Genomic DNA, 20,091 nt, shown 5'->3' with positions numbered 1-20,091 from the left:
ATGATCGGGGCACTCATGGGCGCCCTGGTCGTGGCTGGCCTGATCCTCCTCGTCGAGGGCCTGCGCAAGGTGCCACCGCGAGCCAAGAAGGTCAAGGTGGCCGCGGGTGCCCGCGACAGCGCGTGGGACCGGCTGCCGCGACGGACGCAGCAGATCATCATCGTCGGGGTCCTGGCCGGCCTCCTCTTCGCCCTGGTGACCGGGTGGGTCATCGCCATCGTCCTCATCCCCGCCGCCATCATCGGCCTGCCGTGGCTGCTGAGCTCGGGGGACGCCGCCGCCCAGGTCGACCGCCTGGAGGCCATGGAGGAGTGGACCCGCTCGCTCGCCGGCGTCCTCACCGTCGGGGTCGGCCTCGAGCAGGCGATCGTCGCGACGCTGCGGTCGGCACCCAAGGAGATCCAGCCGGAGGTCAACCTGCTCGCCGCCCGACTGCGGGCGCGCTGGCCCACGGAGGAGGCGCTGCGCGCCTTCGCCGACGACCTCGACGACTCGACCGGCGACCTGCTCGCCGCCAACCTGCTGCTCGGCGCCCAGCGTCGCGGTGCGGGCCTGGCGAGCGTCCTCGAGTCGGTGGCCGTCTCCGTCGGCGAGGACGTCCGCTCCCGCCGGATGGTCGAGGCGGACCGGGCGAAGCCACGGGCCACCGCCCGCTGGGTCACGATCATCACGCTCGTGGTCCTCGTCGTGCTGTTCTTCTTCACGGACATGCTCGACCCGTACCGCAGCGGGATCGGCCAGCTCCTCCTCGCCGTGCTCCTCGCCGCCTACGTCGCCGCGCTCGTGTGGATGAAGTCGATGGCGAAGGGCAAGAAGCTGCCTCGGTTCATCGGCAACGAGGTCGCCCGGGAGGCCCAGCCGTGACCACGTCCCTGCAGATCGCGATGCTCGCGGGTGCCCTCGTGGGCCTGGGGGTCTCGCTGCTCATCTGGCGGATCCGGCCCGCGCAGGTCGACCTGGCGACCGCCCTCGACCGCCTCTCCTCCGACCGCAGCCTCTCCGGCGCCGCCGTCGCAGCGGAGACGGAGACCGACGGCGACTCCCGGGACCGGCTCGGCCGCTGGGCCATGCGCACGCTGCCCCTCGACTCGCTGGCCGCCCCGCCGTACCGGGAGCTGGCGCTGATGCGCGTGCCGGTCCACCGCTTCTACGGCGAGAAGGTGCTCTTCGCCATCCTCGGCGCCTTCCTGCCCGTGCTGGTGATCTTGATCCTCCAGACCTTCGGCCTCGGCCTGCCGTGGATCGTGGCACCCGGAGCCAGCGTCGTCGGCGCCATCGCGATGTTCTTCCTCCCGGACTACAACATCAAGGACGACGCCAAGGCCGCCCGCAAGGAGTTCGGCCGCGCCCTCGCCTCGTACATCGACCTCGTGGCCCTGGAGCGCAACAGCGGGTCGGGGCCGCGGCAGGCCATGGAGATCGCCGCGAACATCGGCGACTCGTGGGTCTTCCGGCGCCTGGCCACCGAGCTGGCGCGCTCCCGCTGGTCGGGCCTGCCCCCGTGGGACGCCCTGCGCAAGCTCTCCGACGAGCTGGGCCTGCCCGAGCTCGCCGACCTGGCGGACATCATGCGCCTGTCCGGCGAGGAGGGGGCGCAGGTCTACGCGACCCTGCGCTCCCGCTCGCAGTCCATGCGGACCGCCGAGCTCAACTCCGCCCTCGCGGAGGCCAACGCGACCGGGGAGCGCATGTCCCTGCCGATGTCGGCGCTGGGTCTGATCTTCATGATCATCCTCGTCACACCGGCGCTGCTCGAGGTCTGGGGCACCTGAGCCCCGTCGACGTGCGATGACGGGGAGTTCTCTCCTTGGGTCCCCGGGAGGACTCCGATAGCCTTGGGCCCGTCCGGGGGGACACGCCAGCCCCGGGCGTCACCTCACGTCATCCGGGAGCACTCACCATGATCCAGCTGTTCGCGACGTTCCAGGTTCTGGGCGCCCAGACCATGGACTACCTCGACCGCCAGGCCGACGTCATCGACCGCGCCCGCCAGGACCGCGGGTCGATCACCATCGAGCAGGTGCTCTGGGCCGTGGCGGCCATCACCGTCGTCGGCATCGTCTTCACCGCGATCAAGACCTTCGTCCAGCGCAAGACCAGCGAGATCAACTGATCACATGACCGCAGGCAGGGGACGCCGATCACGGTCGGAGCGCTGGCGCTCCGACCGAGGCGCGCTGACGCTCGAGCTCGTCGTCCTCCTGCCCCTCGCCCTGAGCATGCTGCTGCTCGCCGTCCAGGGCGCCGTGTACTACCAGGGCCGCACCGTGGCCATGGCCGCGGCCCAGGACGGCGCGCGGGGAGCGGCCGCGTTCCGGGCCACCGACGCCGACGGGAGGTCGGCCGCGTTGGCCTTCGCCCGCAAGGCCGGCGGTGAGGGCCTGCTCGAACGTCCTGAGGTGCGGATCGAGCGCGACCAGGTCGCCGGGACGGTGACCGTGGAGGTCCGCGGGACGACGATGTCGCTCGTCCCCGGGTGGGACCCGACGGTCGAGCAGTCCTCCACGCGCCCGATCGAGGAGTTCACCGGGGCAGAGGACTCCGGGGGTGGTGTCACGTGGTGACCCCGCGCCGATGGGCCGGCGACCGCGGCTCGGCGAGCATCGAGCTGGTCATCCTCGGTCCGGCCTTCATGCTCCTGCTCGGGCTGCTCGTCATGGGCGGGCGCCTCGCCATCGCCAACCAGACCATGCAGTCGGCCGCGAGCGCGGCCGCACGCAGCGTGACGATCGAGCGCGGGGGCGACTCCGAGGAGCGTGGCCGCGAGGCCGCGGCCCGGGTCCTCGACGAGCAGGGCACCCAGTGCACCCAGCTGGACGTCGCCCTCGACCTCACCGGCAAGGACACCGATCCCGGCGTCGTCGGCCAGTCCGTCACGGCCACGGTCACCTGCAAGGTCGACCTGAGCGGCCTCGGTCTCCCGGGGATCGACGGCGCCCGCACGGTCGAGGCCTCCGCCAAGAGCCCCGTCGACACCTACCGGGAGCGCTGATGTCCCTCCCTACGTCCCGGACGCGGCTGCGCGACGAGCGCGGCTCGCTGAGCACCTACTTCGTCTCCGCCGTCATCGCGACGATCCCGCTCGTGGGCCTGGTCGTCGACGGGGGCGGGCAGGTGCGCGCCCTCCAGCGCGCCAACGACGTCGCCGCCGAGACAGCCCGCTACGCGGGGCAGGCCATCGACAAGGGGTGCGCCATCCAGGGCGCGGAGGTCGAGGTGCCGGCTCCCCTGGCCCGGCTGGCCGCCCAGGAGTTCATGGCCGACAACCCCACCGACGTCAGGCTCGAGTCCGTGCAGGTGACCGACGGTGGCCACGCCATCACCGTGCGCACGAGCGTCACGTACGACCCGATCTTCCTCGGCGCCGTCGGCGCGGGCTCCAAGCAGCTGACCGGCGAGGCGAGTGCCTACCAGTACCGCACCGACCTCTCAGGAGAGGAGTACGACCCCAGTGAACAAGCGTACGGCTCCTGCCGCTAGGGCCAAGGGCCTGCTGGCCCTGGTCGGCATCCTCCTGCTGGTCGTCGGTTTCCCCTGGCTGATGTCCCAGATCGGCGCCGGCCCGGTCCCCGATCGGTGGGTCTCCCCCGCCGAGATGTGGGACGCCGTCACGACCCCGGACGACGGGGCCGTGCTCATCACGATCTTCCGCTACGCCGCGTGGCTGGCATGGCTCTTCATCGTCCTCTCGATCGTCCTCGAGGTCGTGGCGCGGCTGCTCGGCACCGACGTGCCCCAGCTGCCGGGCCTCTCGCTCCCGCAGGGCATCGCCCGCTACGTCGTCGGCACGGCGGCGCTGCTCTTCGTCAGCCTCCCCGCGGTCGGCAGCTGGGCGACCGCCAGCGCCGCCCCCATGCCGGGCGACGTCGGGTCCACGACAGCGTCCTCGACCGCCCTCGCAGGTGGTCTCGCGGCCACCTCCGCTGCGGGCGCCGTGGCGGACCAGGTCGCGAGCGATGCCCCCACCGCGGACCGGGCGAGCGACACCCGCGAGAGCGTCAGCCACGAGGTCGCCCGGGGCGAGAGCCTGTGGTCGATCGCCGAGCAGCGCCTCGGTGACGGCACCCGCTACACCGAGATCGTCGACCTCAACCGGGACACCATCCCGGCCTCTCACTGGATCTCACCCGGCCAGACCCTGCAGCTGCCCGCTGACGCAGCGAGCGACACCGCTCCCTCGGAGGACACCCGCACCGTCGAGGCGGGCGACACCCTCTGGGACATCGCCGAGGACGAGCTCGGGTCGGGCGACCGCTACACCGAGATCGTCGATGCGACCGGCTCGGTCGAGCAGCCGGACGGCGACCGCCTGACCGACCCCGACCTCATCAAGCCGGGCTGGACCCTCCAGCTGCCCGGCGACGGGGACGCCTCGGCGACCACGACGCCGCCCGCCGCCGACACCACCGCCGACTCCGCCGCCGACCCCGCTGCGAAGGACGCCACGACGGGTGCGGCCGGTGCCGGCGCCGGGTCCGGCGCCACCATCCACACCGCGGCCGCGAACCTCGGCAGCGACACCGCTGCCGACACCACCGCGGACGACGCCGACGACACCGACCGGGGTGCGCTCGACCCGACGCTCGCCGGAGACCCCGCGGACGAGTGGGGCAGCACCGTCCTCGGCCTGTCGGGCCTCACCGCCGCCGGCCTCGTCGCGCTCGTCGACCTGGCGCGGCGCCGCCACGCAGCGCGGCTGGGCACGCCCGACCGGTCCGACCCGACCGGGCTCGAGCGGGACCTGCGGCTCGCGGCCGACCGTCACACCGCCGAGAGCATCGACCTCGCGCTGCGCCACGTCGCCGCATCCGCAGCAGACGCCGGCCGCGCCCTGCCCGGGCTGTACTCGGTCCGCATGACCCGCGAGCAGCTCGACGTGCAGCTCGCCGACCCCATGCGGCTGCCGGCGCCGTGGACCTCCACCGCCGACCCGCGGCTGTGGACCCTCGCCGTCGACCGGGCCGTGACGCTCGACCGGCAGGCACTCGCCGAGGTCGCTGCCCCCTTCCCGTCCCTGGTCGTCGTCGGCCAGGACGACGAGGGCGCCCAGGTCCTCGTCAACCTCGCGCAGGCCCGCACCTTCGCGGTCGTGGGTGCCGGCGAGCACACCCGCGAGACCCTGGCCGCGATGACGCTGGCGCTGGCGACCGCCCCGTGGTCCGACGCGACGACCGTCACGGTCATCGGGGGCGATGCGTCCCTGGAGCAGGTCATCGCTTCCCCCCGGGTGCGCTTCGTGCCCGACATGGCGACCTACACCCTCTCGGTGGAGGTCCAGATCAGCCCGACGGCCCGCGAGGTCATCATCGTCAGCGGCGACCTCGACGCCCGCGACCGCCGCCGACTCGACACGGCCGTGGCCTCCTCCCCCCGCGTCGCGCTCGCACACGCGGCGACGAGCGCCCCCGACGGTGCGGACGCGCTGACCATCGCCGACGACCCGAGCACCGCGGTCCTCTCCCCGGCATACCTGCAGCTGCACCCGCAGCGCCTCAGCGAGCACGACGCCGCCCGGCTCGCCGACCTCTTCGCCCTCGTCGCCCCGTCGACCGACCGCTGGGCGCCCCCCGACGGCGAGCCGACCCTGGCGAGCATCGGCGAGGCCGCGGCCGCCATGGGCGCGCCCGGCATCATCGTCAACCCCTCCGCCGACCTGCCCGTCGACGACGCCCCCACGGTGCGCCGCTCGCAGTCGCACGACCGGGTCGCCCACGGGACGCCGGTCCGCTGGAACACGCCGGTCCACACCCCGGTGGCGCAGAGCTCGTCGACGCCGGGCGACGACGTCCCGACGGTGCGCCGCACCGGGGGCCTGGACCTCACCGCCCTGGCGAGCGCGCCCCACTGGTTGTCCAACCAGATCACCCCGACCCCGGGTACGCCGTTGCCGCCGGTCATCGCCTTCCCGGAGCGGGTCCGCGAGCTCGCCGCCCCGACGCACGCGCCGGTCCTGCGCGTGCTCGGGCCGGTCGACATCGACAACGTCGGTGAGGTGGCCGCCGCCCACCGCATGCGGCTCACCGAGCTCGCCGCCTTCGTCAACCTCCACCCGTGCGCGAGCGGCAGCGAGGTCGACGACGCCCTGTGGCCCAACCGGGCCCAGCACGACCACGTGCTCGTGCGCAACCGCGCGCTCACCGGCCTCGGCGAGTGGCTCGTGCAGACCCCTCTGCCCGACGCCGGCCGCACGGCCGCCGAGGGTCTCGTGAGCGACTGGGGACTCTTCCGCGGGCTCGTCCCCGGCGACCCCTCCGTCGCCGGGACCGACCACCTCGAGCAGGCGCTCGGCCTGGTGCGTGGCCGCCCCTTCGCCGGGGTGCACCCGCGCCACTACGTGTGGGCCGAGGCGCTGCGGGCCCAGATGGTCTTCGCCATCACGACCACGGCCACCGAGCTCGCCCGACGGCTCCTCATGGAGGGCCGCTGGGCGACCGCCCTCGACGCGACCGTCGTCGGCCTCACGGTCGAGCCCGGGGTCGAGGCCCTGTGGCGGATGCAGCTGCTCGCCGCACACGAGCTCGGGGACCTGCCCGCCGTGGAGGCCGCGGCGGTCGGCCTCGCCGACTGCGCGCGCCTCGCCGACCGCGAGCTCGAGGCGGCCTCGCTCCAGCTGCTCGCCACCCTGCCCGAGCTCACCGCGGCGCAGACGCGGACGACCACCCACCACGCGGTCTGAGGAGGCCCACATGTCCGCCCCGACCCTCTTGCGCCGCGAGCGGCTCCTCGGCGTCCTCGGCGTCACCCTCCTGCTGCTCGTCACCTCGCTGGCCACCGCGCCCCCGAGCGACGCGGGCATCTGCCAGAACTTCGGGCTCAACGCCAGCTGCCGGATCATCTTCGGCGGTGAGAAGAGCAACGGCGACGGGGGCAAGGGCGGCGGCGGCAAGGTCATCCCGCCGTGCAACCGCGGAGCGCCGGAGCACGAGGCCGTCCCCTGCGAGAACGCCGTCGGTGGCTCCTGGAGCAACGAGCGGCAGTGCTACGTCCTCGCCGCAGACCCCCAGCCCGACCCGTCGGACCCCCTGTGGCAGCGCAGGGGCAAGCTCTACACCTGCTTCGGCCTGGACGACGAGGGCCAGGTCGTCCCCAAGGACTCCTTCTGGTCCGTGCGCGAGCCGCGCACCGACAGCCCGGGCAACCTGCAGGAGGATCTCGAGCGGGGCGTGCGGACCAAGTTCCGCGCGATGTACCCCGGTCTGGCCCCCAACCCCGTGCCGATGCACTCCCGCTTCGACGGCTGGCGCATGGCTCCCGTCGGCCTGTGGGTGTGGATGTGGCCCCGCGCCCCCTTCGACTCCCAGTGGGGCCCGATCGAGGCGACCGATGAGTCGACGGGCTACTACATCAACGCACGCGTGACCCACGTCGTGTGGGAGATGGGGGACGGCACGACGAAGTCCTGCGGGAAGAGCCCGGCCTTCATGCCGTACATGCGCGACCGCACGCCGACCTGCGGGCACAAGTACAAGAAGCCCGGCAACTACCTCGTGCGGGTCACGACGCACTGGAAGATCGACTTCCGCGACGCGGCCGGTCCCGACAGCACGACGCTCTCCTTCCCGCAGTCCCTCTGGGTCCGCATCGGCGAGAACCAGGTGGTCACCAAGTGACCCGACGCCACGCGGGCGCCACCCCCTTCGTCCTCGTCGCGGTCGCCGGGCTCCTGCTCTCCGGGTGCGGCGAGGAGTACCCGGACGAGACCATCGATCGACAGCTCGTGAGCTCGAGCACGACGACGCCGCCGACCGGTGAGGAGGTGGCGAAGGAGCGCGCCCGCGGGGCCGTGTACCAGTACGTGAGCGGCCGCAACACGGTGCTCAGCGACCCAGGGAGCTACCGCGACACCTCTTCGATCGGCTTCGCCGAGGGGCGCGCGGCCACCTCGGTCGTCGCCGAGGCCGGCGAGCTCGACGTCGAGCACCACCGGATGTCCGGCCAGGCGAAGCTCACCGCCGACCCCGAGGCGACCGACATCGACCTGGACCCTCCCGCGAAGGGCGGGGTTGCGGTCGCCCCCTTCGTCGAGGTGCGCGGGTGCATCGACGAGAGCGCGACGTACGCGGTCGACGCGAGCGGCGCCAAGGTCGAGGGTTCGCAGGGGCCGGGCCCGCACCCGGTGCGCTTCCACGTCATCAACCGGCAGTGGCCCAGCCCGTCGGGGTGGCAGATCGCCTGGTTCGAGGAGCTCAAGGGCTCCTGCTGAGTCAGGCCCGCGCGGCGAGCGCGACCACGACCGGGACGAGCGCGGCCACGACGACGAGGGTGTCGGCCCGGGTCCACGGCGCCCGTGAGACCCAGGTGCGCCGGCCCGCCGTCGCGAAGCCCCGGGCGTCCATCGCCACTGCGAGGGTCGCGGCCGACCCGAGCGAGCGCAGCAGCATGCCGAAGGTCGAGGCCCACAGGTGCGCGAGCACCGACCCCGGCCGTCGCCACGTGATGCCCTGGCCGCGCAGCCGGCGCGCCCACCCGATCTCGGCCCACACCTCGCCGAAGGACTGCACGCGCTGGAGCGCCGCGCCGAGGGCGACGACCGGCCGTGGCGGCAGCCGCAGCCGCTGGGCGAGGTGGTCGGCGAGGTCGTCGGGGTCGACGAAGGCGAGGGTGATCGCCGAGGGGACGACGATGACGAGCAACCGAGTCGCCGCGGACAGCGCCGTGTCGACCTCGCGCGCCCCGAGGAGCCAGGTCGACCACCCGACGCCGAGAGCACCGAGGAGCGCCGGGACGAGCCGGATACCGAGTGCGCGCCACCGCGCGGCGTCGGTCCACCCGCCGCCCGACCCGCGCCGGTTGGCCAGACCGACGAGTGCACCGAGAGCGAGCAGCCCGAGGATCGCGAGCGAGACCTGCCAGCCCGGCGAGAGGACCGCCGCGACCATCGGCAGGGCCGCGGCGGCGAAGAGGGAGAGCGGACCGCAGCGCGACAGGACCGCACGCGGGGTGGTCCGGGGCGGCGCCGCGGGCGGTGGCACGACGGGCCTGGTCTCGTCGACGAGCGCGACGAGGTCGGCGTCGTGCGTGGCGGCGACGACCGCGCCGCCGCGGGCGCGGTGCGCGAGGAGGAGCCCGGTCACGGCCGACCAGGTGCCCCGGTCCTGGCCGACCGTCGGCTCGTCGGCGAGCACGGCGGCCGGGCCGTGGGCGAGGGCGGCGGCGACGGCCAGGCGGCGCTGCTCGCCGCCGGAGAGGGTCTGCGGGTCGGCGGACTCGAGGTGGGCGAGGCCGAGCACCTCGAGCAGGTGACGGGCGCCCCCTTCGTCCGGGGCGCCGAGGGTGGCGCCGGTCAGGGTCACCTCGTCCAGGACCGTCCGCGCGAGGAGCGCGCTCGAGCTCCACTGCGGCACCCATCCAATGAGCGGCGCGACCTCCGTCGCCGGCAACCCGGCCACGTCCCGGCCGTCGCCCGTCGTCACACCCCCGGACGAAGGGGGCAGGAGCCCCGCGATCACCGCCAGCCACGTGCTCTTGCCCCCACCGCTCGGCCCGGTGAGCGCCGCGGCCCGGTGGGCCCGCAGGTCGAGCGGGGCGTGCGTGACGAGGGCGGTGCTCACCTCGCTGCTGCCGTCGAGGCGGTTGCGCCGACGCTCGACGACGAGGGGGTCGACCGTGATGACCGGGTCGGTGGCCGGGACGGCGAGCGGACCGAGGTCGACGGCGAGCGGCTCGGGCGCGGGCACGCCGGGCACCCAGATGCCGTCTGCGGCGAGTGCCTCCCCGTGGTCGGCCAGGACGGTCCGTGGTGGTCCGTCGTGGTGCACCCGGCCGTCGCGGCCGAGGACGAGCAGGCGGTCGACGTGCGGCAGCCACGGTCCCAGCCGGTGCTCGACGACGACGGTCGTGACACCGGCGGCGCCGCGGACCACGGCCTCGCGCACCCGGGCGGCACTCGCGTCGTCGAGCATGGCGGTGGGCTCGTCGAGGAGCAGCAGCGCGGGGTGCAGGGCGAGGGCGCCGGCCAGCGCGAGTCGCTGCGTCTGCCCGCCCGAGAGCGCGCCGGTCGGGGTGCCGGGGTCGAGGTGGTCGAGGCCGACCGCGGCGAGCGCGGCCGCCACGCGGGCGGGCATGTCGCTCGGGTCGACCGCGACGTTCTCCAGGCCGAAGGCCACGTCGCGCTCGACGGTCGCGGCCACGGTGCCCGAGCCCGGCTCCTGCAGGACGAGCCCGACGGTGCCGGGCCGCTCCCCGGGGGCCCGGCCGTCGACCTGGACGGACCCCGTGAGGTCACCGGAGTCGACGGTGAGCAGCAGACCGGCGAGGGCACGCAGCAGCGTGGACTTGCCCGACCCGCTCGGCCCGACGAGCAGGACGCGCTCGCCCGGGTCGAGGGTGAGGTGCAGGTCCCGCAGGACCGGCTCCCTTCGTCCGACGGGGCGCCAGGTGAGGCCCTCGACCTCGACCCGCCCCCCGCCGGACGCATGGTCAGCGGTCACCGATCAGACGGCCCGCCGCTCGAGGAGCTCCTGCCCGGGCGGGAAGGGGTTGAGCGCGCCGGCCCGCGCGAGCGCCCGGGTGAGCAGCCACCCGCCGATGCCGGCGACGACGAGACCCGAGACGACCATGAGCGGGAGGTAGGCGAGCTTCCAGGTCCAGGTCCAGTCGGTGAAGTAGTACGCGATCTCGTAGACCCACTCCAGGGGCGCTGACAGCGCACCGGCGAGGACCGCGACGGCGGGGCCGAAGGCCTTGTAGGCGAAGATCGCGAAGGCGATCTCGGCCCCGAGTCCCTGCGCGAGCCCGGAGACGATGGTCGTCACGCCCCACTGGTTGCCGAAGAGGGCCGAGACGATCGCGGCGATGAGCTCGCAGGCCAGGGCGGCGCCAGGACGGCGGACAACGAGGCCACCGACGATCCCGGCGATGAACCAGAAGCCGACGAAGAGCCCGAAGAGGGGCTGGAAGGCGAGCCCGAGCGCGGAGATCGGGCCGTTGTAGAGCAGGCCGTAGCCCCAGTAGGCGACGCCGAAGGCCACGCCGAGGAAGGCGATGGTCAGCAGGTCGACGGTGCGCCACCGCATGAGCGGGCGGGTGGCGAGGACGGTCGCGGCGGCGCGCTCCGTCAAGGACGTGGTGGTGGTCATGATGGTGCATCTCCTGTGTCGTAACCCACAGGGAGGGCCATGGTCGTCGACGCGACCGCAGGGTCGTGCCGGCGACGACGTCCCTTGAGACTCGACTCCCTACGCCGGTGCTAGCCGGATCAGGTACGAGGGTCTGCGGTTGCCCGCACTCTCAGCGCTGCTGCGCTCCCCTGTCGTGCCCGACCAGCATACCGAGGCCGGTGGCCCGGCGGACCAGGGAGGGCGTCCTGTGGCAGTGTGGGACCCGTACCGGGTGGGCGAGTCCGTCGGCCACCGATCGACGTTGAAGGGAACACCGACGTGGGCAACATGGTCTGGAAGATCCTCGGCACGGGCTCGGCGATCCTGGCCGGCATGGTCGCGAACAAGATCGTGCAGGTCATCTGGTCTCGCGCCGGCAGGGACGAGTCGATCGACCCCAACAACCCGGAGAACCCGATCGGTGAGGCGATCGCCTTCGCCGCGCTCGCGGGCCTCGCGATGGGTCTGGCGCGCACGATGGCCACGCGCCAGGCGGCCCACTTCTACAAGAAGTCGGCGGGCCACCTGCCCGACGCGATGCGCAACCTCGAGGGCGAGCTCGACAAGGTCTCCTGATGCGCGGCATCTCCATCACCGAGCCCGGTGACGCCGACGTCCTGCAGGTCACCGACGTCGACGCGCCCGTGGCGGGTCCCGGCGAGGTCGTCGTCGACATGGTCGCCGCGGGGGTCAACCGCGCGGACGTCATGCAGCGCCTCGGGCACTACCCGCCGCCGAAGGGCGCCTCCCTCCTGCCGGGCCTCGAGGTCTCGGGCACGGTCCGGGAGGTCGGCCCGCAGGTCGAGGGCTGGTCCGTCGGCGACGAGGTCTGCGCCCTCGTCGACGGCGGCGGTTACGCGGAGCAGGTCAAGGTCCCCGCGGCACAGCTCCTCCCCGTGCCGAAGGGGGTCTCCCTCACCGACGCCGCGGGGTTGCCCGAGGTGGCGTGCACGGTCTGGTCCAACGTCTTCATGACGGCCAACCTGCAGCCCGGTGAGGTCTTCCTCGTGCACGGTGGGTCCTCCGGCATCGGCACGATGGCCATCCAGCTCGCCACGGCGGCCGGGGCGCGCGTGGCGGTGACGGCCGGCTCGCAGGACAAGCTCGACGTCTGCCGCGACCTGGGCGCCGAGATCCTCGTCGACTACAAGGAGCAGGACTTCGTCGAGGAGGTCCGGGCCGCGACCGACGGCCACGGCGCCGACGTGGTCCTCGACCTCATGGGGGCGAAGTACCTGCCCCGCAACGTCGACGTCCTGGCCACGTCGGGGCGTCTGGTCGTCATCGGCCTCATGGGTGGCCGCAAGGGCGAGCTCGACCTCGGCAAGCTCCTCAGCAAGCGGGCCGCGGTCATCGCGACCTCCTTGCGCGCCCGACCCGCTGAGGAGAAGGCGGCGATCGTCGCCGCGGTCCGCGAGCACGTCTGGCCGCTCATCGAGGACGGCGCGGTCCGCCCGATCGTCCAGGGCACGCACCCGCTCGACCGGGCGGCCGACGCCCACCGCGAGCTCGAGGCGAGCGGCCACATCGGCAAGATCCTGCTCACCGCCTGACGCGACCCCTCCCCCTTCGCATTGCCCTAGGGGAATGCAGCCGCGAGCCCGCATTCCCCTAGGGCAATGCGGGCTCCCGCGGCCGGACGAAGGGGGTCAGTCGCCGAGCTCGGCGCCCATCGCCCGCCCCGCGGTGCGGCCGGAGAAGATGCACCCGCCGAGGAAGGTGCCCTCGAGCGCGCGGTAGCCGTGGAGGCCGCCGCCGCCAAAGCCGGCCGCCTCGCCCGCCGCGTACAGCCCGCGGACCGGCTCCCCGTCGTGCCCGAGGACCCGCGCGGACAGGTCGGTCTCGAAGCCCCCGAGGGTCTTGCGGGAGAGGATGTGCAGCTTGACGCCGACGAGCGGTCCCTTCTTGGGGTCCTGGAGCTTGTGCGGCGGGTAGGCCCGCTTGGAGATCTTGTCCCCGATGTAGCTGCGGGCCACGCGCATCGCGGCGACCTGGGCGTCCTTGGAGTAGGCGTTGTCCAGCTGCGCGTCGCGCTCGTCGAGCAGGCGCTTGACGTGCGCGACGTCGAGCTGCGGCTCACCGTCCTCGACCAGCCCGTTCATCTGCGCGACGAGCTCCTCGACCGTGTCGGCCTGGACGAAGTCGGCGCCGTGGTCGAGGAAGGCCTGCATCGACGGCGTGACGTCGGCGAGCGAGCGCTTGCGGATGACGCCGCCGATGTCCTTGCCGGTGAGGTCCTGGTTCTGCTCCGACCCGGACAGCGCGAACTCCTTGCCCGCGACCGACCGGTTGGTGACGAACCACGAGTGGTCGTGGCCGGTCCGGCGCAGGTGCTCGAGGGTGCCGAGGGTGTCGTACCCCGGGAGCAGCGGCGCCGGCAGGCGGTTGCCCTCGGCGTCGAGCCACATGGAGCTCGGCCCGGGCAGGATCCGGATGCCGTGACCGGCCCAGATCGGGTCCCAGTTGCGGATCCCCTCGACGTAGTGCCACATGCGGTCGCGGTTGATGAGGCGCCCTCCGGCGGCCTCGGTGATGGCGATCATCCGGCCGTCGACGTGCGCGGGCACACCCGTGACCATGCGCCGGGGCGGGGTCCCGAGGCGCTCGGGCCAGTTCTCCCGGACGAGGTCGTGGTTGCCGCCGATGCCGCCGGAGGCGACGAGCACGACCGGCGCCCGCAGCTCGAATCCGTCCACGGGGTCGCGGTTGGTCGCGACACCGCGCTCGGCCGGGTCGGCCGCGAGCCGGACGCCACGGACGCCGACGACGGCACCCCCTTCGACGACCAGCTCGTCGACGCGATGGCGGTGCGCGTAGGTGACCAGGCCCCCTTCGCGCGCCTCCTCGACACGACGGACGAAGGGGGCGACCACCCCCGGTCCCGTCCCCCACGTGATGTGGAACCGAGGGACCGAGTTGCCGTGGCCGTGCGCGGAGCCGTCGCCGCGCTCGGCCCAGCCGACGATCGGGAACCAGCGCATCCCCTGCTCGTGGAGCCAGGCGCGCTTCTCCCCGCCGGCGAAGTCGAGGTAGGCCTGCGCCCACCGGCGCGGCCAGTGGTCCTCGTCCCGGTCGAATCCGGCGGTGTTCATCCAGTCCGAGTGCGCGAGGTCCGCGGAGTCCTTGATGCCCAGGCGACGCTGCTCGGGGCTGTCGACGAAGAACAGCCCACCGAAGGACCAGTGCGCCTGTCCCCCGAGGTTGGCCTCGCTCTCCTGGTCGACGAGGAGGACCCGTCGGCCGGCATCCGCGAGCTCCGCGGCCGCGACGAGCCCGGCCAGTCCGTGGCCGACGACGATGGCATCTGCGTTCATGCCGTGAGCCTAGACGCGGTTACCGACAAGTAGCAATGTGGGTGCCAGCGGCCGTCTGCCTACAGTGGGGCGGTGCGATGGACCGAGCTGATGCGACGCGCCGGCATGGCCGCGCTCGTGGCCGCCGCGACGCTCACCGGTGGGCTCGTCACCGCCGCGCTGTGGCCCGTCACGGTCGAGACCGGGTACTACGCCGCCGACGTGCGGCTCGCCCCAGGGTGGGGCGACCGCTCGCGGATCGGGACGGACACGGTCGTCGGGAGCGTGTCGGCCCGCTTCTCCGGGCTGGCCCCGGGCGTCGACGTCGCGCCGCGCGTCAAGCCGGAGATCACCGAGCTCGTCCGCTCCGGCGACCTCGACGCCAGCGCCCTCGACGTCGGCCCCGACGAACGCACCCGGGTCATCCGCGAGGCCGCGACGGGCGTCGGCCTGCGCTTCGCCGCCGGTGCCGCGCTCGGGCTCGGCGTCGTCCTCCTCGGCGTCGGCCTGCGGCGACGGGGACTCCCTTCGCCCCGGACGGCGGTCGGCTCGCTCACCGTCGCCGCCCTCACCTGCGCGCTCTCCGGGGTCTCCGCGCAGCGCACCTACCAGGCCGACCGGCTCCTCGCGCTCGACTCGACCGGGCTGCTCCAGCTGGCCATCGCCAACCGCGGCCTCCTCGACGACGTCGAGCAGCGCGCCGACCAGGCGACCCCCTACCTGCGCAACCTGCTCGCCCTCTCCGCCGCGATGCAGGACGAGTACGCGCCCGAGGAGGTCCCCGGCGGCGAGGCCCTGCGCGTGCTGCTCGTCTCCGACATCCACTCCGCCAACCAGTACGCGCTGATGCGCACGATCGTGCAGGAGCAGGACGTCGACGTCGTCATCGACTCGGGCGACCTCATCAACCTCGGGCACGTCGAGGAGGCGCGCCTGAGCAACCTCTACCGCTCGATCACCTCGCTCGGCGTGCCGTACGTCTTCGTCGCCGGCAACCACGACCGCAGCAGCCCGAGCGACACCGCGCTCCTCGACGAACTCGCGGGCACGCAGGGGGTGCAGCTGCTCGAGCCGGGCGACGGCGGCTACCGCGAGGTCGACATCGGCGGCCTGCGGATCGCCGGGTTCAACGACCCGAGGTACTACGGCGACGCCGACGACGGCACCACCGACGCCCAGGGCGCGGCGCGTGATCGGTGGCTCGAGGCGCTCGGCGAGCAGGAGCCACCCGACATCACCGTGTCCCACGAGGCACCAGCTCTCGACGACGCCCCCGGCCGGCTGCGCGTCCACGGGCACGGCCACGTCCCGCTGCTCGACGGCAACCGGCTGCAGGTGGGCACCTTCACGGGCGGCGGGACGCTGTCGCACTTCGTCGGTGGGCCCGACGCCGAGCTCGTCGGCCAGCCGAGCTCCTTCGACGTGCTGACCTTCGACTCCTCCTGCCGCGCCCAGCGCCTCGTGCGCTACCAGTACCGCTCGGTCATCGAGGGCCGGCCGAGCTTCGACTCGCTGTCGGTGCTCAACGCCTCGCGGATCGTCGAGGACCCGGCCGAGGGACGCACCTGCGGCGGCGACGAGTTGAGCGTCCGCCCCCTTCGTCCCTGAGGTGGGGTGGCGGGGGCGCGAGTCCCACTGGCCCCATGATTATCGGGTCACCCGTTAAACCCCCGCTCAGCAAGAGTTTGAAACTCTTGCGAACCCGAGGTTTCTCGGGTGACCCGATAATCTTGAGGCGGCGCGGCCTCCCCGCCGCCGCTCAGACCGCGGGGAAGACCGGCGGGTGGACCGCCGCGATCTCCTCGAGGACGCGCACGACCTGGCACGAGTAGCCGAACTCGTTGTCGTACCAGACGTAGAGGACGACGCGGTCGCCAGCGGTGATGGTCGCGCGGCCGTCGACGATGCCCGCGTGGCGGTTGCCGACGAAGTCGGTGGAGACCACCTCGGGGCTGTCGATGTAGTCGAGCTGCTTGTGCAGGTCGCCGTAGAGCGAGGCCTGGCGCAGGAAGTCGTTGAGGGTCTCGCGCTCGACCGGCTTCTCGAGGGTGAGGTTGAGGATCGCCATCGACACGTTGGGCGTGGGGACGCGCACCGAGTTGCCGGTGAGCTTGCCCTCGAGCTCGGGCAGCGCCTTGGCGACCGCCTTGGCGGCACCGGTTTCGGTGAGGACCATGTTCAGGGCCGCGGAGCGGCCGCGACGCTCACCCTTGTGGAAGTTGTCGATGAGGTTCTGGTCGTTGGTGAAGGAGTGGACGGTCTCGATGTGGCCGCCGACCACGCCGTACTCGTCGTTGATGACCTTGAGCGTCGGGACGATCGCGTTGGTCGTGCACGAGGCAGCGGTGACGACCTTGCTGTCACCGATCATCGCGTCGTTGATGCCGCTGACGATGTTGGGCAGGCCGCCCTTGCCCGGGGCGGTGAGCAGGACGCGCGAGACGCCGGGGCACTGCAGGTGCTGGGACAGGCCCTCCTCGTCGCGCCACCGGCCGGTGTTGTCGACGACGATCGCGTCGTTGATGCCGTACTGCGTGTAGTCGACGCTCGAGGGGCTGTCGGAGTAGATAACCTGGATGAGCGTGCCGTTGGCGAGGATCGTGTTGTTGTCCTCGTCGACCGTGATCGTGCCGGGGAAGGACCCGTGGACCGAGTCGCGGCGCAGGAGGCTGGCGCGCTTGGACAGGTCGTTGTCGGCACCGCGGCGCACAACGACGGCGCGCAGGCGCAGGCCCTGGCCGTTGCCCGCGTGCTCGATGAGGATGCGGGCGAGGAGGCGGCCGATGCGGCCGAAGCCGTAGAGCACGACGTCGGTGCTCTGGCGGCTGCCGCCACCGGAGCCGCCGCCGACGACGTCACCGAGCTCGGCGCGCAGGAAGTCCTCGAGCGCGAGGCCCTCACCGGTCTCGAGGCGACGGCGGTGCAGGCGGGCGATGTCGACGGAGGCCGGACCGAGGTCGAGCGCCGCGAGCGCCTCGATCATCGGCAGCGTGTCGTCGAGGGTCAGCTCGACGTCGACGCGGCGGGCGAAGCGGTGCGCCTTGAGGATCTCGGTCGAGGACTGCCCGATGAGCGGCCGGCCGTGGATCGAGGTGACCACCCCGTGCTCCCGGTAGAGGCGACCCACGGCGGGGATCATGGCCTCGGCCTTGGCCTGTCGGTCTGCCCAGTCGGCGAGATGCTCGTCTGCTGCGTCGGTGGTCTGCGGCGTCGTCGTCATGGGCGCCGAGAATAGTCGCTCGCGTGGATGGGTCAGACGCCGGATCCGTCGGTCGGACGCACGTCGTACAGGGCCTGCTGCTTGGGCACCCCGGCGCAGGTGAGGACGTGGGCCTCGGACATCGTCCGGGTGACCCGGCGAAGGGAGGTCCTCCCGCCCGCCGTGACCGTCACCCGCCACGTCTCCTCGCCGATCAGGTCGACCTGCGGCACAGCGATGTCCGCCAGCCGGACCTCACCCTCGCGCAGCACGTCGTGGACGGCGGCCTGGGCCGCCGGGTGCCACGAGCAGCGACCGCGCCACCGCTCGAGGTCGACCCGTCCGTCGAGGTGGTCGAGCACGACCTGCGGGGCGGTGTCACCCTCGAGGCGCCCGTACATCGAGCCCTCGGGCAGGATCGTCACGTTGCCGGCGAAGCGGTCACCGCCGAGGTGGGTCGTCTCCCAGACGGCACCGGGCAGGGCGTCGTCGAGCACGGCCGCGACGACGCGGCCGTCGATGGCGCAGCACACGTCCTTGCGTCCGTGCGTGCACACGAGGAAGAGCGGCTCGGCGCTCGGGGAGGGCAGGTCGTCGAAGCGCCCGGCGAGCTCGACGAGGTCCTCGGGCCGCTCCCACGTGGCCCGTCCGACGAGCCCGCGGCGCACGTCGACGAGGAAGACCGGGTTGCCGTCGGCCGCGACGACCTCGCGCTCCTGGCGACCGTGCCGCCGGATGAGCTGGAGCCGGGCACCGAAGCGGTCGAGCGCCGCCGCGAGGGCGTCGCCCACCTCGGTGAGGGGCGGGGCGGTGATCGGTTTGACCGGCCACGGGCCGGGGTGGGCGACGAGCATCCAGTACCGCGCCGGCACGGCCGTGCCGACCGGCACGTCGCCGCGCTCACGGGCGGCGATCGAGCACCGGACGTGCTCTGCGGAGGGGTCGGGGCTCACCTCGGCGACCCTACGCGGGCGGAGCGGTGAGCGGGACGGCCACCCCGGCCACGACGAGGCGCCGCGCGAGCGCCGGGTCGAGCCGGGCAGGCTCCTCGGCCGCCAGCCACGTCGTGACGGCGTCGGCCTCGGACGCGTCCAGGGGCAGGCGGCCGGCCCGGCTCACCAGGACCGCACCCTCCCCGTCGGGCTCGAGGGCGGCGCGCAGGTGCTCCCGGGGGACGACGACCGGCTCACCCGCGAGGGCCTCGGTCGTGGCGACGGGCGCGACGGGCGCCGGGCGCTGGGCGGCGCGCTGGCGGCGGGCGAGCTGGGCCGCGACGGCCGCCTCGTCGACGGCGGCGACCGCGTCGAGCAGGGCAGCGCGGACGACGGCGAGGTCGTCGACGAGGTCGTCGGGGTCGGCGACGTCCACCCCGGGGCGAAGGGGGGTCCGCGCCTCCGCGAGGGCGGCCACCCCCCTCCGTGCGGCGTCGAGGACGGCCTCGGCGAGGTGTCCGCGGTGCCAGACGTGGACGCCGACGGTGAGGTGCGTGCTCACGCCGCCGAGCGCCTCGGCCGCGTGCAACCAGCCGCGCGGGACGTAGAGGACGTCGCCGGGCCGGAGCGTGACGAGGAGGTGCGGCTGCTCCTGCGCCGCCTGCTCGACCGGGGCTCGGCGGTCCTGCCAGGGCTGGGTGCGCAGGGGGTGCTCGAGGACGGGCGGGTGGAGGCGCCAGGTCTTCTCACCGCCGCACTGGAGCACGAAGACGTCGTGGACGTCGTAGTGCGCGGCGAACCCGCGGCTCTGCGGCGGGGTGACGTAGGCGTTGACCTGCACGGGGTGCCCGAGGTCCGCAGCCAGGTCCTGCGCGAAGTCCAGCACAGGCGGGTGCGTGCGGTGCAGCCCCTGGAGCACGAGCGTGTGGCCCTCCGCGAAGAGCCGCAGCAGCGCGGTGTCGTCCAGCTGGTCCGCGACGCCCGCCCCGACGCCACCGCCGCGCGTGAACTCCGCGTCGGCCAGCGTCTGCCCCTCCCGCGCCACCCGCAGGAAGGGGGTGCGCAGGCCGCGCCGGGAGAGCAGGTCGTCGACGGCCGGGGTGTCGAGCAGGTCCACGAAGTCGCTGCCGAGGGCCGCGGCGGGCACGTGCCGGGGCTCGCGTCCCCAGGCCCGCGCGAAGTCCTCGGGGCCGAGGTCCGTGACGCGGCGGAGGCCGGTGCCCGTCGGGGCACCGGCCTCCTCGCGTGGGGTCACTCAGGCACCGCCGTCGGCGCCACCATCGCCAGCAGCACCGTCACCGGCCGCGCCGTCCGCGCCACCGTCACCGGCCGCGCCGTCCGCGCCACCGTCACCGGCCGCGCCGTCCGCGCCACCGTCACCGGCCGCGCCGTCCGCGCCACCGTCACCGGCCGCGCCGTCCGCGCCACCGTCTCCGGCTGCGCCGTCCGCGCCACCGTCGCCACCGGTCGTGGGCGCCTCGGTGGGCACCCCGCCGATGGCCTCCTCGGGAACGTCGGGAGTCTCGTTCGGAGGCTGCGTCATGTGCTTCTCCTTCGTCGTCGGTGAC

General features: G+C 73.6%; 19 protein-coding genes and 1 riboswitch. Of the genes, 12 read left to right on the top strand and 7 right to left on the bottom strand.

What is annotated here, in order from left to right; all coding sequences use genetic code 11:
- The 9 genes from JT1_RS15375 to JT1_RS15335 all read left to right on the top strand — a co-directional run bounded on the left by JT1_RS15375 (position 1) and on the right by JT1_RS15335 (position 8,203).
- A complete protein-coding gene (locus JT1_RS15375; protein WP_068328476.1) occupies positions 1-864 on the top strand; it encodes a type II secretion system F family protein in 864 nt (287 codons plus the stop codon).
- Entirely contained in the window at positions 861-1,772 is a 912-nt protein-coding gene (locus JT1_RS15370) for a type II secretion system F family protein (RefSeq protein ID WP_068328473.1), read from the top strand. Before JT1_RS15375 ends, JT1_RS15370 begins: the two co-directional genes overlap by 4 nt.
- 128 nt (positions 1,773-1,900) lie before the next feature.
- Positions 1,901-2,113, top strand: coding sequence for a hypothetical protein (locus tag JT1_RS15365; protein ID WP_068328469.1), 213 nt, complete (start codon positions 1,901-1,903; stop codon positions 2,111-2,113).
- A gap of 4 nt (positions 2,114-2,117) precedes the next feature.
- Positions 2,118-2,564, top strand: coding sequence for a TadE/TadG family type IV pilus assembly protein (locus JT1_RS15360; RefSeq protein ID WP_068328466.1), 447 nt, complete (start codon positions 2,118-2,120; stop codon positions 2,562-2,564).
- Entirely contained in the window at positions 2,561-2,992 is a 432-nt protein-coding gene (locus JT1_RS15355) for a TadE/TadG family type IV pilus assembly protein (RefSeq protein ID WP_245634784.1), read from the top strand. The genes JT1_RS15360 and JT1_RS15355 overlap by 4 nt, the downstream gene beginning before the upstream one ends.
- Positions 2,992-3,480, top strand: a complete 489-nt coding sequence (locus JT1_RS15350) for a hypothetical protein (RefSeq protein WP_068328463.1) — start codon at positions 2,992-2,994, stop codon at positions 3,478-3,480. The genes JT1_RS15355 and JT1_RS15350 overlap by 1 nt, the downstream gene beginning before the upstream one ends.
- Positions 3,452-6,676: a LysM peptidoglycan-binding domain-containing protein gene (locus tag JT1_RS15345; protein ID WP_068328460.1), complete on the top strand. Its 3,225-nt coding sequence runs from the start codon at positions 3,452-3,454 to the stop codon at positions 6,674-6,676. Before JT1_RS15350 ends, JT1_RS15345 begins: the two co-directional genes overlap by 29 nt.
- Before the next feature lie 10 nt (positions 6,677-6,686).
- Positions 6,687-7,610, top strand: a complete 924-nt coding sequence (locus JT1_RS15340) for a PKD domain-containing protein (RefSeq protein ID WP_068328457.1) — start codon at positions 6,687-6,689, stop codon at positions 7,608-7,610.
- The gene (locus tag JT1_RS15335) at positions 7,607-8,203 is read left to right on the top strand and encodes a hypothetical protein (protein ID WP_068328455.1); all 597 of its coding nucleotides are present in this window, start codon (positions 7,607-7,609) and stop codon (positions 8,201-8,203) included. The genes JT1_RS15340 and JT1_RS15335 overlap by 4 nt, the downstream gene beginning before the upstream one ends.
- Before the next feature lies 1 nt (position 8,204).
- On the opposite strand, the gene JT1_RS15330 is transcribed toward JT1_RS15335, so the two are convergent.
- A complete protein-coding gene (locus tag JT1_RS15330) occupies positions 8,205-10,430 on the bottom strand; it encodes an ATP-binding cassette domain-containing protein (protein WP_068328453.1) in 2,226 nt (741 codons plus the stop codon).
- Positions 10,431-10,433: 3 nt separating this feature from the next.
- On the bottom strand, positions 10,434-11,078 hold the full coding sequence (locus JT1_RS15325) for an ECF transporter S component (protein ID WP_068328450.1): 645 nt from the start codon (positions 11,076-11,078) through the stop codon (positions 10,434-10,436).
- Positions 11,079-11,157: 79 nt separating this feature from the next.
- Positions 11,158-11,260: riboswitch (TPP riboswitch) on the bottom strand.
- A 127-nt stretch (positions 11,261-11,387) separates the two neighbouring features.
- Between JT1_RS15325 and JT1_RS15320 the strand changes: the two genes are divergently transcribed.
- Together JT1_RS15320 and JT1_RS15315 are read left to right on the top strand one after the other, a co-directional pair.
- Positions 11,388-11,675 (top strand): DUF4235 domain-containing protein, encoded by a 288-nt coding sequence (locus JT1_RS15320; protein WP_255218340.1) that lies wholly within the window; start codon positions 11,388-11,390, stop codon positions 11,673-11,675.
- Complete coding sequence (locus JT1_RS15315) at positions 11,675-12,652, top strand: NAD(P)H-quinone oxidoreductase (RefSeq protein ID WP_068328445.1); 978 nt, start codon at positions 11,675-11,677, stop codon at positions 12,650-12,652. Before JT1_RS15320 ends, JT1_RS15315 begins: the two co-directional genes overlap by 1 nt.
- Before the next feature lie 96 nt (positions 12,653-12,748).
- Here JT1_RS15315 and JT1_RS15310 read toward each other — a convergent pair whose 3' ends face one another.
- A complete protein-coding gene (locus JT1_RS15310) occupies positions 12,749-14,413 on the bottom strand; it encodes an FAD-binding dehydrogenase (protein WP_068328443.1) in 1,665 nt (554 codons plus the stop codon).
- A gap of 72 nt (positions 14,414-14,485) precedes the next feature.
- Between JT1_RS15310 and JT1_RS15305 the strand changes: the two genes are divergently transcribed.
- A complete protein-coding gene (locus JT1_RS15305; RefSeq protein WP_169702029.1) occupies positions 14,486-16,000 on the top strand; it encodes a metallophosphoesterase family protein in 1,515 nt (504 codons plus the stop codon).
- A 151-nt stretch (positions 16,001-16,151) separates the two neighbouring features.
- On the opposite strand, the gene JT1_RS15300 is transcribed toward JT1_RS15305, so the two are convergent.
- From JT1_RS15300 to JT1_RS15285, 4 genes are read right to left on the bottom strand one after another with little or no spacing between them, the layout of a single operon-like run.
- Positions 16,152-17,612, bottom strand: a complete 1,461-nt coding sequence (locus tag JT1_RS15300) for a glyceraldehyde-3-phosphate dehydrogenase (protein ID WP_068328437.1) — start codon at positions 17,610-17,612, stop codon at positions 16,152-16,154.
- Between the two features lie 32 nt (positions 17,613-17,644).
- Positions 17,645-18,544 (bottom strand): ferredoxin family protein, encoded by a 900-nt coding sequence (locus JT1_RS15295; protein ID WP_068328434.1) that lies wholly within the window; start codon positions 18,542-18,544, stop codon positions 17,645-17,647.
- A gap of 10 nt (positions 18,545-18,554) precedes the next feature.
- Positions 18,555-19,778, bottom strand: coding sequence for a cupin domain-containing protein (locus JT1_RS15290; protein ID WP_068328431.1), 1,224 nt, complete (start codon positions 19,776-19,778; stop codon positions 18,555-18,557).
- On the bottom strand, positions 19,779-20,066 hold the full coding sequence (locus JT1_RS15285; RefSeq protein ID WP_176573195.1) for a hypothetical protein: 288 nt from the start codon (positions 20,064-20,066) through the stop codon (positions 19,779-19,781).
- Between the last annotated feature and the right edge of the window lie 25 nt (positions 20,067-20,091).

This window comes from Janibacter terrae NBRC 107853 (genome assembly GCF_001591405.1).
Classification (GTDB): domain Bacteria; phylum Actinomycetota; class Actinomycetes; order Actinomycetales; family Dermatophilaceae; genus Janibacter; species Janibacter terrae.
The sequence above is the reverse complement of the archived record's forward strand: the minus strand, read 5'-3'. Positions and strand labels throughout refer to the sequence as shown.

Coding starts and splice junctions, on each gene's coding strand:
- JT1_RS15375 (WP_068328476.1), top strand. CDS start 1: ATGATCGGGGCACTCATGGGCGCCCTGGTCGTGGCTGGCCTGATCCTC.
- JT1_RS15365 (WP_068328469.1), top strand. CDS start 1,901: ATGATCCAGCTGTTCGCGACGTTCCAGGTTCTGGGCGCCCAGACCATG.
- JT1_RS15360 (WP_068328466.1), top strand. CDS start 2,118: ATGACCGCAGGCAGGGGACGCCGATCACGGTCGGAGCGCTGGCGCTCC.
- JT1_RS15350 (WP_068328463.1), top strand. CDS start 2,992: ATGTCCCTCCCTACGTCCCGGACGCGGCTGCGCGACGAGCGCGGCTCG.
- JT1_RS15340 (WP_068328457.1), top strand. CDS start 6,687: ATGTCCGCCCCGACCCTCTTGCGCCGCGAGCGGCTCCTCGGCGTCCTC.
- JT1_RS15325 (WP_068328450.1), bottom strand. CDS start 11,078: ATGACCACCACCACGTCCTTGACGGAGCGCGCCGCCGCGACCGTCCTC.
- JT1_RS15320 (WP_255218340.1), top strand. CDS start 11,388: ATGGTCTGGAAGATCCTCGGCACGGGCTCGGCGATCCTGGCCGGCATG.
- JT1_RS15315 (WP_068328445.1), top strand. CDS start 11,675: ATGCGCGGCATCTCCATCACCGAGCCCGGTGACGCCGACGTCCTGCAG.
- JT1_RS15310 (WP_068328443.1), bottom strand. CDS start 14,413: ATGAACGCAGATGCCATCGTCGTCGGCCACGGACTGGCCGGGCTCGTC.
- JT1_RS15300 (WP_068328437.1), bottom strand. CDS start 17,612: ATGACGACGACGCCGCAGACCACCGACGCAGCAGACGAGCATCTCGCC.
- JT1_RS15285 (WP_176573195.1), bottom strand. CDS start 20,066: ATGACGCAGCCTCCGAACGAGACTCCCGACGTTCCCGAGGAGGCCATC.